This window comes from Paenibacillus sp. FSL H7-0940, from assembly GCF_037979415.1.
GTDB lineage: Bacteria > Bacillota > Bacilli > Paenibacillales > Paenibacillaceae > Paenibacillus > Paenibacillus amylolyticus.
This window is the reverse complement of the sequence record NZ_CP150280.1, coordinates 5,671,546-5,686,216: the sequence shown is the minus strand read 5'-3', so window position 1 is coordinate 5,686,216 and position 14,671 is coordinate 5,671,546. Positions and strand designations below refer to the sequence as shown.

The 14,671-nt window shown below is 48.4% G+C and carries 7 protein-coding genes and 3 rRNA genes; 9 read left to right on the top strand and 1 reads right to left on the bottom strand.

Annotated features, from left to right (window positions below; genetic code table 11):
- Positions 1-12: 12 nt before the first annotated feature.
- The 4 genes from yaaA to gyrB all read left to right on the top strand — a co-directional run bounded on the left by yaaA (position 13) and on the right by gyrB (position 3,639).
- Positions 13-228 (top strand): S4 domain-containing protein YaaA, encoded by a 216-nt coding sequence (yaaA, locus tag MHB71_RS25170; protein ID WP_036611994.1) that lies wholly within the window; start codon positions 13-15, stop codon positions 226-228.
- Positions 229-285: 57 nt separating this feature from the next.
- The gene (gene recF, locus MHB71_RS25165) at positions 286-1,398 is read left to right on the top strand and encodes a DNA replication/repair protein RecF (protein WP_017691406.1); all 1,113 of its coding nucleotides are present in this window, start codon (positions 286-288) and stop codon (positions 1,396-1,398) included.
- A gap of 14 nt (positions 1,399-1,412) precedes the next feature.
- Complete coding sequence (locus tag MHB71_RS25160) at positions 1,413-1,661, top strand: extracellular matrix/biofilm biosynthesis regulator RemA family protein (RefSeq protein ID WP_017691405.1); 249 nt, start codon at positions 1,413-1,415, stop codon at positions 1,659-1,661.
- A 67-nt stretch (positions 1,662-1,728) separates the two neighbouring features.
- Positions 1,729-3,639 carry a DNA topoisomerase (ATP-hydrolyzing) subunit B gene (gene gyrB, locus MHB71_RS25155; protein ID WP_036611997.1) on the top strand — a complete coding sequence of 637 codons (1,911 nt, stop codon included), beginning with the start codon at positions 1,729-1,731 and terminating at the stop codon, positions 3,637-3,639.
- 93 nt (positions 3,640-3,732) lie between these two features.
- On the opposite strand, the gene MHB71_RS25150 is transcribed toward gyrB, so the two are convergent.
- Entirely contained in the window at positions 3,733-4,680 is a 948-nt protein-coding gene (locus MHB71_RS25150; protein WP_340027961.1) for a YheC/YheD family protein, read from the bottom strand.
- Between the two features lie 427 nt (positions 4,681-5,107).
- Between MHB71_RS25150 and gyrA the strand changes: the two genes are divergently transcribed.
- The 5 genes from gyrA (at position 5,108) to rrf (ending at position 14,465) form a co-directional block, all read left to right on the top strand.
- Complete coding sequence (gyrA, locus tag MHB71_RS25145) at positions 5,108-7,672, top strand: DNA gyrase subunit A (RefSeq protein ID WP_036612002.1); 2,565 nt, start codon at positions 5,108-5,110, stop codon at positions 7,670-7,672.
- 222 nt (positions 7,673-7,894) lie between these two features.
- A complete protein-coding gene (locus MHB71_RS25140; RefSeq protein WP_076329291.1) occupies positions 7,895-9,013 on the top strand; it encodes an HD-GYP domain-containing protein in 1,119 nt (372 codons plus the stop codon).
- Between the two features lie 467 nt (positions 9,014-9,480).
- Positions 9,481-11,033: ribosomal RNA gene (locus MHB71_RS25135) — 16S ribosomal RNA — on the top strand.
- Positions 11,034-11,345: 312 nt separating this feature from the next.
- A 23S ribosomal RNA gene (locus MHB71_RS25130) occupies positions 11,346-14,271 on the top strand.
- Positions 14,272-14,348: 77 nt separating this feature from the next.
- Positions 14,349-14,465: ribosomal RNA gene (gene rrf / locus MHB71_RS25125) — 5S ribosomal RNA — on the top strand.
- The 16S, 23S and 5S rRNA genes sit together here, the layout of an rRNA operon.
- The last annotated feature ends 206 nt before the right edge of the window (positions 14,466-14,671 follow it).

The window sequence follows — 14,671 nt, the reverse complement described above, 5'->3', positions numbered from 1 at the left end:
AGGAAGATCATAGTGAACCAAGTTACGATTCGTACGGAATATATTAAGCTTGATCAATTTTTGAAACTGGCTGATTGCATCCCAACTGGAGGTATGGCCAAAGCTCTGCTTCAGGAAGGACTTGTACGTGTGAATAAAGAGCCTGAGGAACGCCGGGGACGTAAGTTATACCCTGGGGATATCGTTGAAGTGGACGGAGAAGGCACATTCGAAGTTGCTGCAGAATAAGAAGACCAGTTCGATCCTGCTGCCTCCTGACGGACGGGATAAAAGGGAGGTTACCGCGTGTTTGTGAACAGCATTGATCTGCAGAATTTCCGCAATTATGAACATCTGAGACTGGATTCTTTTGGTCCCGTAAACTTGTTGATCGGGCAAAATGCCCAAGGCAAGACCAATCTTGCAGAGGCGATTTTTGTACTTGCACTCACCAAGAGCCACCGTACATCCCGTGATAAGGAGTTAATCCGTTTCGGTGAGGAACGTGCCAGACTTGCAGCAGAGGTCGACAAAAAGTACGGATCGGTCAAGCTTGAACTATCTTTGTCGCAACAAGGCAAAAAAGCAAAGATTAACGGTCTGGAGCAGCGCAAGTTAAGTGATTTTGTCGGAGCGCTCAATGTGGTGATGTTTGCACCGGAGGATCTGGAGATTGTAAAAGGCACACCGGGGGTCCGCCGCCGGTTTCTTGACATGGAGATTGGACAGGTTGCACCTGGCTACCTGTACCACCTGCAGCAATACCAAAAAGTGCTCGTCCAACGAAATAATTTGCTTAAGCAGTTATGGGGAAAAGGGGCATCGGCCCAGACCATGCTTGAGGTGTGGAATGAACAACTGGTCGAGCATGGTGTTAAAATCGTCAAAAAAAGGAAACAATTCATAAAGAAACTGCAAAAGTGGGCAGAAACGATTCATCAGGGGATCACTGGAGGCGGAGAAGTCTTGCGGCTGGCCTACCTTCCTTCCTTCAGCGAAGCCGCTGAGGAAGATGAAGCTGTCTTAATGGACCAATTTATGATAAAATTATCACAAATGAAAGAGCAGGAGATTCGCCGAGGCACAACCCTTAGTGGGCCGCATCGGGATGACCTGTCCTTTTTCATTAACGATCGGGAAGTACAAACATATGGCTCGCAGGGGCAGCAGCGCACAACGGCGTTGTCCCTTAAACTTGCGGAAATTGAACTGATTCATGAAGAAATCGGAGAATATCCAGTTCTGTTGCTGGATGATGTTCTGTCCGAGCTGGACCCTTTTCGCCAGACGCAGCTGATCGAAACGTTCCAGAGCAAGGTGCAAACCTTTATTACGGCTACGGGGATCGAGAGCCTGAACGTTGACAAGCTCAAAGATGCCAGTATTTATCACGTTCATGCCGGACAGGTTGAACGCTAAGGAGTGAGGGGCTTATGTACATTCATCTGGGCGGTGAGAAGATCATCCGTTCTTCCGAATTGGTCGCTATTTTTGATATATCGATTGAAAAATCCTCAAAGATCTCCAAGCAGTATGTCACGCATGCCGAGCAGGAAAAAACAGTGGAACACATCGGCGAAGAGGAAGCCAAGTCCATTGTGGTGACCAAAAACATTGTGTACTACTCGCCTATTTCCTCAGCCACGCTGAAAAAGCGGGCTCACATTTTTCCAGATCTCTAGCGTTGTGTGGCATAAAATTAGTTAACGCATATTTACGATATTGAATCTATAGAAGTAGGTGAAAGGCATGTCTATGAATCAACCGTCATATGATGCGAATGAAATTCAGGTCCTTGAAGGATTGGAAGCCGTACGGAAGCGTCCGGGCATGTATATCGGTTCCACCAGTTCCAAGGGCCTGCATCATCTGGTCTGGGAAGTAGTGGACAACAGTATTGACGAAGCGCTTGCAGGTTACTGCGACCACATTGAGGTCAGTATCCATGAAGACAATAGCGTGACTGTAGTCGATAACGGACGGGGTATTCCTGTCGGCGAACATACCAAAATGAAACGTCCTGCACTTGAGGTAGTTATGACTGTCCTCCATGCAGGGGGAAAATTTGGCGGCGGTGGATATAAAGTATCCGGTGGTTTGCATGGTGTTGGTGTGTCCGTTGTGAATGCACTCTCTGAAAAAGTGGTTGTAACGGTTAAACGTGAGGGACATATCTATCAACAGGAATATCGCCGTGGAGCTCCACAGTATGACCTGAAAGTGATCGGTACAACCGACGAAACAGGAACAACGGTTAGATTCCATCCGGACCCTGAAATTTTCACGGAAACAAGAGTGTTCGAATATGACATCTTGCTTGCCCGGATTCGTGAGCTGGCATTCCTGAACAAGGGCATCGGTCTTACATTGACGGATGAGCGTACAGGTGCAACCAACTCGTTCATGTACGAAGGCGGCATTATCGAATACGTCTCCTACCTGAACCAGAAGCGCGAAGTCCTGCATGAGAATCCAATTTACGTCGAAGGTTCCAGAGATAACATTCAGGTGGAAGTTGCCCTGCAATACAATGACAACTACACCGAGAATATCTATTCCTTCGCGAACAATATCAACACGCATGAGGGCGGAACGCACGAATCAGGTTTCAAGAGTGCCCTTACACGGATCATCAACGACTATGCTCGTAAGGCGGGTGTAATCAAGGACAGCACGGGGAACCTTTCCGGAGATGACGTGCGTGAAGGCTTGACAGCTATTATTTCGGTCAAGATTCCGGAACCGCAATTTGAAGGACAGACAAAGACCAAGCTGGGCAACAGCGAAGTGCGTGGGATTGTCGAATCCTTGTTTGCCGAGAAGCTGCAGGAGTTCCTGGAAGAGAATCCTTCCGTATCCCGTCGCATTTTGGAAAAAGGGCTGCAAGCAGCACGTGCGCGTGAAGCTGCCCGTAAAGCCCGTGAACTGACACGTCGTAAAGGTGCACTCGAAGTAAGCTCACTTCCAGGTAAACTGGCAGACTGTTCATCCAAGGATGCTTCAATCAGCGAATTGTACATCGTCGAAGGTGACTCTGCAGGCGGATCAGCAAAGCAAGGTCGGGATCGTCATTTCCAAGCCATTTTGCCACTGCGTGGTAAGATTTTGAACGTGGAAAAAGCTCGTCTCGACCGGATCTTGGGTAATGCGGAGATTAGAGCAATTATTACGGCAATGGGTACGGGTATTGGTGATGACTTCGATATTGCCAAAGCACGCTATCACAAAATCATTTTGATGACCGATGCCGACGTTGATGGTGCTCATATCCGAACACTATTGCTGACATTCCTGTATCGGTACATGCGTAAAATCATTGAGGCAGGTTATGTATATATTGCACAACCGCCATTGTTCAAGATTGAGCGTAACAAAGTGATTCGTTATGCCGGTTCAGAGAGAGAGCGAGATGAAATTATTGCAACGCTCGGCGAAAATGCGAAATTCAACGTTCAGCGTTACAAAGGTCTTGGCGAGATGAATGCCGGACAATTGTGGGAAACGACGATGGATCCGGAGAGCCGGACCATGATGCAAGTATCGATTAATGATGCCATACTTGCTGATACCATGTTTGACACCCTGATGGGGGATAACGTTGAACCGCGTCGTGACTTTATCCAGGAAAATGCAAAATACGTGAAAAACCTCGACATTTAACATATTCGAAGAGGCGCCTGAGAGGGCGCCTTTTTTATATTAGGGAAGGTATGGAACAGGGAAGGCGTATACTTAGATCTCCGTAACCCTTTGTTATCTGCGTACACGTTTTTTGGCAGATGAAGCCTGTGCTTTAGGGGATGGCCGGGAGCTCTTACCCTTTTTGGAGGGCAAACGACCGTACGCAATCGCATAACGTTTGATCTTCCGGTACGCCTCCTTGTCCGGTAATAAGCCAAAGGCGTAAATGCCTGGCAGTGTGTTGACTTCAAGAATCCAGGGACGCCCTGCTTCGTCTAGCGCAATATCAATACCAATCTCTTTGAGTCTTGGAAATGATGTTTGCAATTGCACAGCGGTATGAATACCTAAGCGGTACAGCTCAGTGCGAAGTTTTTTGAAGCCATCCTGGTGAAGATGGGGGAGTACGAGTTCTTCAAACGTGGCCAATCGCCCACCGCCATGAATGTTGGTGATGATTTTACCAGGGGCAGCAACACGTCCCAGAACACCTGTTGTTTCCCAGTTGTGTTGCAGATTTTTCTGAGTTAACACACGCAAGTCAAAAGGCAAATCTTCATGCTTCATCAGCGATATTCCCTGTTGAATGATATAATCACGTTCCTGAATGCGATCATTCAGTGCTCGTTCGAGTTCGTACAGAGAATGAAATGATCTCTCCTCTGTACCGTATTGGAGATGATATGTTGTTGTGAGATAGGTAGCTCTGGAGATAATAGCACTTGCTTCGGGTTCATCAGGCAGGTTTCGATCATTGGTTTCTTCCGAAACCTCTGCATCTGTGGTGGAATCTTCGGAATTAACAACAGGTTCGTATAAACGGGTTGTTCTCACCCGCATAACGCCATTACCGTAAGTGCCACGGTCCGGTTTGATATAGTTGGACTCAAATAATTCAGTCATTCGTTCCAGAGTTTGACGGCTATATTTTCGGGTCACTGGGATATATTCATTCACAATGCGACTGCGTTGTAACACGGCTGTTTTGGCCCATTTGCTGGAGACGCGTTGGATACCCAAGATTCATCAGTCCTTTCATGTTTTGTTCAGTTCTAAAGAGGGACCAGACACGGAGAAATCAAAGGACAAGAGACGATTTCAGTGGTATAATAGAGAAATATGGCGTTTTGTGCGATGAGCTGCACAATTTGCAGTTTGATCGTAGGACGGGAATGGCTTTAGCCTCGGTAGGCACAGTACATATGCCGTTTTTCTAGCATTGTATGTGCAATTGGGGAGGAAGGCAGGGCGTATCCCCAGACACGCAGAAGTTCCCGGAAGAAAGGCTATTGCCCAGCGGACGTTTAATTGTGTAACTTTTGTGAAAGTAATATAATAAAGAGTAGCGTTCTTGCGCGGTTTTAGCCTTGTTAGGCTTTTCACATATAATCAACTTTTTTGCATGACGGAATGGAACGTTTGTTGAAGGACAAGAAGGAGGTCCAGCATGGCGGAAGAAATGAACTCTCAGATTACAGATCGGGATATAGGCGTCGAGATGCGTGAATCGTTTATGGATTATGCGATGAGCATCATCGTTAGCCGTGCCTTACCTGACGTGCGTGATGGATTGAAGCCGGTTCACCGGCGTATTCTGTACGCGATGTCAGAGCTCGGCATGACACCCGATAAACCACATAAAAAATCAGCCAGAATCGTCGGCGAAGTTATCGGTAAGTATCACCCACACGGTGACTCTGCTGTTTACGAGACGATGGTACGGATGGCACAGGATTTCTCCCTGCGTTATATGCATGTAGATGGACATGGTAACTTTGGATCGGTCGATGGTGATATGGCAGCAGCCATGCGTTATACCGAAGCACGTTTGTCCAAGATTGCTATGGAAATGCTCAGAGATATCAACAAGGATACGATTGATTTCCAACCAAACTATGACGGTGAAGAACATGAGCCAATCGTTCTGCCTGCTCGTTTTCCTAACTTGCTTGTCAATGGGGTCGGCGGGATCGCGGTAGGTATGGCTACCAATATTCCTCCTCATAACCTGGGTGAGGTCATTGATGGTGTACAGGCCATGATTCAAAATCCGGACATTACATCCATGGAACTCATGGATTACATTCAAGGACCAGACTTCCCTACGTCCGGCTACATTTTGGGCCGCTCAGGCATTCGCCAGGCGTATCAGACCGGACGTGGTTCAGTAACGATGCGGGCTAAAACCAACATCGAAGAGAATAACAACAAGGCACGAATTATCGTTACAGAGTTGCCTTATCAGGTAAACAAGGCGAGACTCGTTGAGAAAATCGCCGAGTTGGTACGTGATAAAAAGATTGATGGTATTACTGACCTTCGTGATGAGTCTGACCGTAATGGTATGCGGGTTGTAATTGAGCTTCGCAGAGACGTGAATCCGGGGGTTGTCCTGAACAACCTGTACAAACATACATCGATGCAATCCACTTTCGGGATTAACATGCTTGCGATTGTTAATAAAGAACCTAAAATCCTGAACTTGCGTGAAGTGTTGTATCACTACCTGCAGCATCAGATTGAGGTTATTCGCAGACGTACGCAGTTTGAACTGAAAAAGGCTGAAGCTCGTGCACACATTCTAGAAGGTTTACGTATTGCGCTGGATCATATCGACGAGATTATTACGTTGATTCGTTCATCCAGTAATGCGGATGCAGCAAGAGAAGGTTTGATTGAGCGCTTCTCACTCAGTCATGATCAGGCTCAAGCTATTCTCGATATGCGTTTGCAACGACTCACAGGTCTGGAACGCGAACGTATTGAAAATGAATATAACGAACTGATGGTCAAAATCAGAGAGTATCGCGAAATTCTGGCCAATGAGCATCTGGTGCTTGAGATTATCAGTACGGAGCTGCAAGAGATCCGCGACCGCTTCAGCGATGATCGTCGTACGGAGATCACTGTAGGTGAAGAGAGTATTCTGGATGAGGACCTGATTCCACGTGAAGAGGTTATCATTACGATTACTCATACAGGCTACGTGAAACGTCTGCCGGTATCCACATACCGCAGCCAGAAACGTGGTGGACGTGGGGTCGTGGGTATGGATACGAAAGATACCGACTTTGTCGAACATCTGTTTGTGACCAACTCCCACAATTACCTCATGTTCTTCACTGACAAAGGTAAAGTGTACCGTCTCAAAGCTTACGAGATTCCAGAGCTTGGACGTACCGCACGGGGAACGCCGATTATCAACCTGATCCAGATCGAGCAGGGCGAGTCGGTCAATGCCGTAATTCCGGTCCAGGAATTCGAAAGTGACAGATACTTGTTCTTTGCTACCCGCCAAGGGGTTGTGAAGAAGACGCCACTTGAGGATTACACCAATATTCGCAAAGGCGGCTTGATCGGTATTTCCTTACGTGATGATGACGTTCTGATCGATGTTAAGCTGACCGATGGATTGCAAGAGATCATCATGGGTACAGCTCACGGAATGTCTATTCGATTCTCGGAAGGTAACGTACGTTCCATGGGACGAAGCGCAACCGGGGTTAAAGGGATTACATTGGATGAACAGGATGCTGTTATCGGCATGGATGTAGTTGATAAAGAGCTTGATGTTCTGATCGTTACAGCCAAAGGTTACGGTAAACGTACACCTGTCAGTGATTATCGGATGCAGACTCGTGGCGGTAAAGGGATCAAGACTATTAATGTCACAGAGAAGAACGGCTCAGTAGTCAGCCTCAAAATGGTTAAAACCGAAGAGGATCTGATGATTATTACGTCCAGCGGTACGTTGATCCGGATGAGCATGGAAGGCATATCCACTATGGGTCGATACACGCAGGGTGTGAAGCTGATTCATATTCGTGACGAGGATTCAGTAGCTACAGTCAGCCGAATTGACAAAAATGAAGAGGAACCAGACGATGAGTCGCTTGAAGGCTTGGAAGGCGAGGAGTCCCAAGCTCCGGAAGTAAGCTTGGAAGAAGGCACCGTTTCTGACGCTGAGGTTAATGAAGTTGAGGGCGACGACGATTCCGGTTCGGAAGCATAAAATAGAATTTTATAAAGACTGATCTCTTTGAGATTGGAAGAAGATTGCGAGGGCTCCCACCGGGAGCCCTTTTGTTTGTATAAAGGAATCTCTTCTTTTATTCTTCCGAATCTGGGATGTACAGCCTGATTCCTGAGTAATATAATGGGAAATATCATGAAAAACCGGGACTATGGTCTTGTTTGTATTAACATAGAAGAACGATGAGTGAGGGGAATACACATGGGATTAATCACCCTGTCAGAAGTCAAACCAGGACTCAAACTTGGGAGTGATGTGCAAACACTTCGCGGCAACGTTCTGCTTCAGAAGGGAAAAGTCATTTTACCCAAGGATATGGAAGTGCTCAGAGCTTTTATGATTCAACAGGTAGATATTGAACAAGAAAGAACGGTGTCGAGTAGTACAGGAACCAAAGGTGCATCTGTGTCCGCAGGAAGTTCTGCCAATGACAACAATGGTGAACGGGCAGGGAAGACAGGGAACGTCACCACAGCTCCTGTAGTAACGTCTTTGCAGGATGAGTATGAGAAGATGGTCGGACTAACCAAAAATGCTTTCCTGTCCTCTCTGGCGGCTGAATTACCGGTCTATGAGTTACGTACACAGTTGGAGGCAGTGTTTGCACATCTCAAACAATATAATGTGCTTACCTTCAGTCCACGAGTAATGCAAGAACATGATTATGTATATCACCATGCCGTACTGAGTGCGATCACATCCTATCAACTGGCTCAATGGATCGATCTCCCCTCCAAGGATTGGATGCAAGTGGCTTTTGCAGGCTTGTTCCATGATATTGGTAACAACAAGGTAGATCCGCAGATACTCCATAAACCATCCACGTTGACGGCTACAGAGCAGGAAGAGATTCGTCAGCATACGAAATATGGTTATCAGATCCTTAAACAGGCAAAGGCCATTAATGAGGGAGCCAGACTTGCAGCTTTACAGCATCATGAAAAAGTGGATGGTTCAGGCTACCCGTTGCAGCTTAGTGGGACGCAGATTCATATCTATGCGAAGATTGTAGCTATCGCTGATATTTTCCACGCCATGACGCTGGAGAAGATCTACCGCAAGGCACAATCACCATACCTAGTCCTAGAACAGATCCAAAGTGAGGCATTTGGGAAATTGGACCCTGCAATTGTAAGAGTATTTGTTCAACGGTCGACCCAGATCCATAATGGCATCCGAGTAAAACTCAGCAATAACCAGATTGGAGAGATCGTATTCTCTGATCGAGATCATCCTACACGGCCTATGGTGTCAGTAGAAGGAACCATCATTAACCTGATGCAGCAACGGCAGCTTCACATCCAAGAGGTTATCGGATAACAATAGATATTAAAGTAACTTGATGAGAGGGCCTTTCTTTTATAGAGAGGCTTTTTATGTGAGATAAATGTGGAAATGTAGAAAAAAACAAAAAGATTATAGAAAGATATATAATTAATCAAAAAAAGACTTGCATTCAATATCTGTACATGGTATATTCTAATTCCGGCCAAGAAAACACGCTTTACACGGTGCGGCAAGCAAAAGAAATAAGATTCGAAAGAAACTTAAAAAAAGAGCTTGCAAAGTTGGTTCGGATGTGATAAGATATAAAAGTTGCTGAAGAGAACGACATTCGGTAAAAAAATAAGTTTGATCTTTGAAAACTGAACAACGAGTGAGTAAACATTCTGCTTGCAGAATGAACGCGAAAGTTTGAGACAAGCCTTGGCTTGAATCGGCTGGAGCACAAATGAGATTTTTAATCTCGTCAGATTCAAAATGAGCTTATCGCTCTTTTCAATACTTTATTGGAGAGTTTGATCCTGGCTCAGGACGAACGCTGGCGGCATGCCTAATACATGCAAGTCGAGCGGAGTTGATAGGAAGCTTGCTTCCTTGATACTTAGCGGCGGACGGGTGAGTAACACGTAGGCAACCTGCCCTCAAGTTTGGGACAACTACCGGAAACGGTAGCTAATACCGAATAATTGTTTTCTTCGCCTGAAGGAAACTGGAAAGACGGAGCAATCTGTCACTTGGGGATGGGCCTGCGGCGCATTAGCTAGTTGGTGAGGTAACGGCTCACCAAGGCGACGATGCGTAGCCGACCTGAGAGGGTGATCGGCCACACTGGGACTGAGACACGGCCCAGACTCCTACGGGAGGCAGCAGTAGGGAATCTTCCGCAATGGGCGAAAGCCTGACGGAGCAATGCCGCGTGAGTGATGAAGGTTTTCGGATCGTAAAGCTCTGTTGCCAGGGAAGAACGCTTGGGAGAGTAACTGCTCTCAAGGTGACGGTACCTGAGAAGAAAGCCCCGGCTAACTACGTGCCAGCAGCCGCGGTAATACGTAGGGGGCAAGCGTTGTCCGGAATTATTGGGCGTAAAGCGCGCGCAGGCGGTCATTTAAGTCTGGTGTTTAATCCCGGGGCTCAACCCCGGATCGCACTGGAAACTGGGTGACTTGAGTGCAGAAGAGGAGAGTGGAATTCCACGTGTAGCGGTGAAATGCGTAGATATGTGGAGGAACACCAGTGGCGAAGGCGACTCTCTGGGCTGTAACTGACGCTGAGGCGCGAAAGCGTGGGGAGCAAACAGGATTAGATACCCTGGTAGTCCACGCCGTAAACGATGAGTGCTAGGTGTTAGGGGTTTCGATACCCTTGGTGCCGAAGTTAACACATTAAGCACTCCGCCTGGGGAGTACGGTCGCAAGACTGAAACTCAAAGGAATTGACGGGGACCCGCACAAGCAGTGGAGTATGTGGTTTAATTCGAAGCAACGCGAAGAACCTTACCAGGTCTTGACATCCCTCTGATCGATGCAGAGATGTATCTTTCCTTCGGGACAGAGGAGACAGGTGGTGCATGGTTGTCGTCAGCTCGTGTCGTGAGATGTTGGGTTAAGTCCCGCAACGAGCGCAACCCTTATATTTAGTTGCCAGCACTTCGGGTGGGCACTCTAGATAGACTGCCGGTGACAAACCGGAGGAAGGTGGGGATGACGTCAAATCATCATGCCCCTTATGACCTGGGCTACACACGTACTACAATGGCCGGTACAACGGGCTGCGAAATCGCGAGATGGAGCCAATCCCAACAAAGCCGGTCTCAGTTCGGATTGCAGGCTGCAACTCGCCTGCATGAAGTCGGAATTGCTAGTAATCGCGGATCAGCATGCCGCGGTGAATACGTTCCCGGGTCTTGTACACACCGCCCGTCACACCACGAGAGTTTATAACACCCGAAGTCGGTGGGGTAACCGCAAGGAGCCAGCCGCCGAAGGTGGGATAGATGATTGGGGTGAAGTCGTAACAAGGTAGCCGTATCGGAAGGTGCGGCTGGATCACCTCCTTTCTATGGAGAATCGTTTCCTGCAACGGAAACATTCAAATACGCAGCTTAGCTGCAAAACACTCACTCGTTGTTCGGTTTTGAGAGCTCAAACTCTCAAAACAGCTTGCTTTTGCATGGAGCTTGTTCTTTGAAAACTAGATATCGAAACGAAACAAACGCGAATTAGAACATTCCTTTTTAGCTGAACTTGTGTTAAACAAGTTTCAATAAAAACGGTAGTCAAATTGCTTTTGTGATGGTATCGGGTGAGAGCGACTTTTGGCTTTGCGCAAGTAAAACAAGGGAAGCGAGCGACCGAAACCGGAACAAAATGGTTAAGCTACTAAGAGCACACGGAGGATGCCTAGGCGCTAGGAGCCGATGAAGGACGTGGCGAACAACGAAACTGCCTCGGGGAGCTGTAAGCAAGCTTTGATCCGGGGGTGTCCGAATGGGGAAACCCAGCTGGGGTAATTTCCAGTTACTCATAACTGAATACATAGGTTATGCAGAGGCATACCAGGGGAACTGAAACATCTAAGTACCCTGAGGAAGAGAAAACAATAGTGATTCCGTCAGTAGCGGCGAGCGAACGCGGAGAAGCCCAAACCAAAGAGCTTGCTCTTTGGGGTTGTGGGACGTCTCACATGGAGTTACAAAGGAACCGGTTAAGCGAAGAGGTCTGGAAAGGCCCGCCAAAGAAGGTAAAAGCCCTGTAGTTGAAAGTCTGTTCCCTCCGAGACGGATCCCGAGTAGTGCGGGGCACGTGAAACCCCGTATGAATCCGGCAGGACCATCTGCCAAGGCTAAATACTTCCTAGCGACCGATAGTGAAGCAGTACCGTGAGGGAAAGGTGAAAAGCACCCCGGAAGGGGAGTGAAATAGAACCTGAAACCGTGTGCTTACAAAAAGTCAGAGCCCGTTTTAGGGGTGATGGCGTGCCTTTTGTAGAATGAACCGGCGAGTTACGTTCCCGTGCAAGGTTAAGGTGAAGAGCCGGAGCCGCAGCGAAAGCGAGTCTGAATAGGGCGACTTAGTACGTGGACGTAGACCCGAAACCGGGTGATCTACCCCTGTCCAGGGTGAAGGTGCGGTAACACGCACTGGAGGCCCGAACCCACGCATGTTGAAAAATGCGGGGATGAGGTGGGGGTAGCGGAGAAATTCCAATCGAACTCGGAGATAGCTGGTTCTCCCCGAAATAGCTTTAGGGCTAGCCTCGGAAAACAGAGTCGTGGAGGTAGAGCACTGATTGGGTGCGGGGCCCGCAAGGGTTACCAAGCTCAGTCAAACTCCGAATGCCATAGACTTACTTCCGGGAGTCAGACAGTGAGTGCTAAGATCCATTGTCAAAAGGGAAACAGCCCAGACCATCAGCTAAGGTCCCCAAGTGTGTGTTAAGTGGGAAAGGATGTGGAGTTGCACAGACAACCAGGATGTTGGCTTAGAAGCAGCCACCATTGAAAGAGTGCGTAATAGCTCACTGGTCGAGTGACTCTGCGCCGAAAATGTAACGGGGCTAAACACACCACCGAAGCTATGGCTTGATGCTTTGCATCAGGGGTAGGGGAGCGTTGTATAAGGGTTGAAGGTGTACCGTAAGGAGCGCTGGACATTATACAAGTGAGAATGCCGGTATGAGTAACGAAAAGATCAGTGAGAATCTGATCCGCCGAAAGCCTAAGGGTTCCTGAGGAAGGCTCGTCCGCTCAGGGTAAGTCGGGACCTAAGGCGAGGCCGAAAGGCGTAGTCGAAGGACAACAGGTCGAAATTCCTGTACCACCGTAAGCCGTTATGAGCAATGGGGGGACGCAGTAGGGTAGTGACGCGGACTGATGGATGTCCGTCTAAGCAGTAAGGCTGATGTGTAGGCAAATCCGCACATTGTAAGGCTGAGCTGTGATGGGGAGCGAAAATTATAGTAGCGAAGGTCATGATCTCACACTGCCAAGAAAAGCCTCTAGCCAGGTGATGGTGCCCGTACCGCAAACCGACACAGGTAGGCGAGAAGAGTATTCTAAGGCGCGCGGAAGAACTCTCGTTAAGGAACTCGGCAAAATGACCCCGTAACTTCGGGAGAAGGGGTGCCCCGGTAGTGTGAATAGCACGAGGGGGCCGCAGTGAAAAGGCCCAAGCGACTGTTTAGCAAAAACACAGGTCTGTGCGAAGCCGTAAGGCGAAGTATACGGGCTGACGCCTGCCCGGTGCTGGAAGGTTAAGGGGAGTGGTTAGGAGCAATCCGAAGCTGTGAACCGAAGCCCCAGTAAACGGCGGCCGTAACTATAACGGTCCTAAGGTAGCGAAATTCCTTGTCAGGTAAATTCTGACCCGCACGAATGGCGTAACGACTTGGGCGCTGTCTCAACGAGAGATCCGGTGAAATTTTAATACCTGTGAAGATGCAGGTTACCCGCGACAAGACGGAAAGACCCCATGGAGCTTTACTGCAGCTTGATATTGAATTTGGGTACGATCTGTACAGGATAGGTGGGAGCCTTTGAAACGTGAGCGCCAGCTTGCGTGGAGGCAACGTTGGGATACCACCCTGATCGTATCTAGGTTCTAACCTGGTACCGTAATCCGGTGCGGGGACAGTGTCAGGTGGGCAGTTTGACTGGGGCGGTCGCCTCCTAAAGAGTAACGGAGGCGCCCAAAGGTTCCCTCAGAATGGTTGGAAATCATTCGAAGAGTGCAAAGGCATAAGGGAGCTTGACTGCGAGACCTACAAGTCGAGCAGGGACGAAAGTCGGGCTTAGTGATCCGGTGGTACCGCATGGAAGGGCCATCGCTCAACGGATAAAAGCTACCCTGGGGATAACAGGCTTATCTCCCCCAAGAGTCCACATCGACGGGGAGGTTTGGCACCTCGATGTCGGCTCATCGCATCCTGGGGCTGAAGTAGGTCCCAAGGGTTGGGCTGTTCGCCCATTAAAGCGGTACGCGAGCTGGGTTCAGAACGTCGTGAGACAGTTCGGTCCCTATCTGTCGTGGGCGTAGGAAATTTGAGAGGAGCTGTCCTTAGTACGAGAGGACCGGGATGGACGTACCGCTGGTGTACCAGTTGTTCCGCCAGGAGCACCGCTGGGTAGCTATGTACGGACGGGATAAACGCTGAAAGCATCTAAGCGTGAAGCCCCCCTCAAGATGAGATTTCCCAGTATGTAAGACCCCTTGAAGACGACGAGGTAGATAGGCTGGGGGTGGAAGTGCAGCAATGCATGGAGCTGACCAGTACTAATCGGTCGAGGGCTTATCCAATTAGCAAGTTGTAATTCGCATGTTTCGTTTCGAATCTAGTTTTCAGAGAACAACAACTCTGAAATGTAAGCTATGCGTTTGGTGGCGATGGCGGAGGGGTTCCACACGTACCCATCCCGAACACGACCGTTAAGCCCTCTAGCGCCGATGGTACTTGGACCGCAGGGTCCTGGGAGAGTAGGACGCCGCCAAGCAAAGAACCACTGCCGATGATATTCGGTGGTGGTTTTTATTTGTTTATAAGAATTAAATATGATAAGTGGAAGCTCTGACATGATCGATACTGGAAGGTAACATTTTTGTTACGGATAACAGCGGCAAAACCAGTATAATAGGACTATGTTAAATATGCTAAAAGTACCTGACCACAGAGCTGGAATGTGCAGCTGTGAAAAGGAGG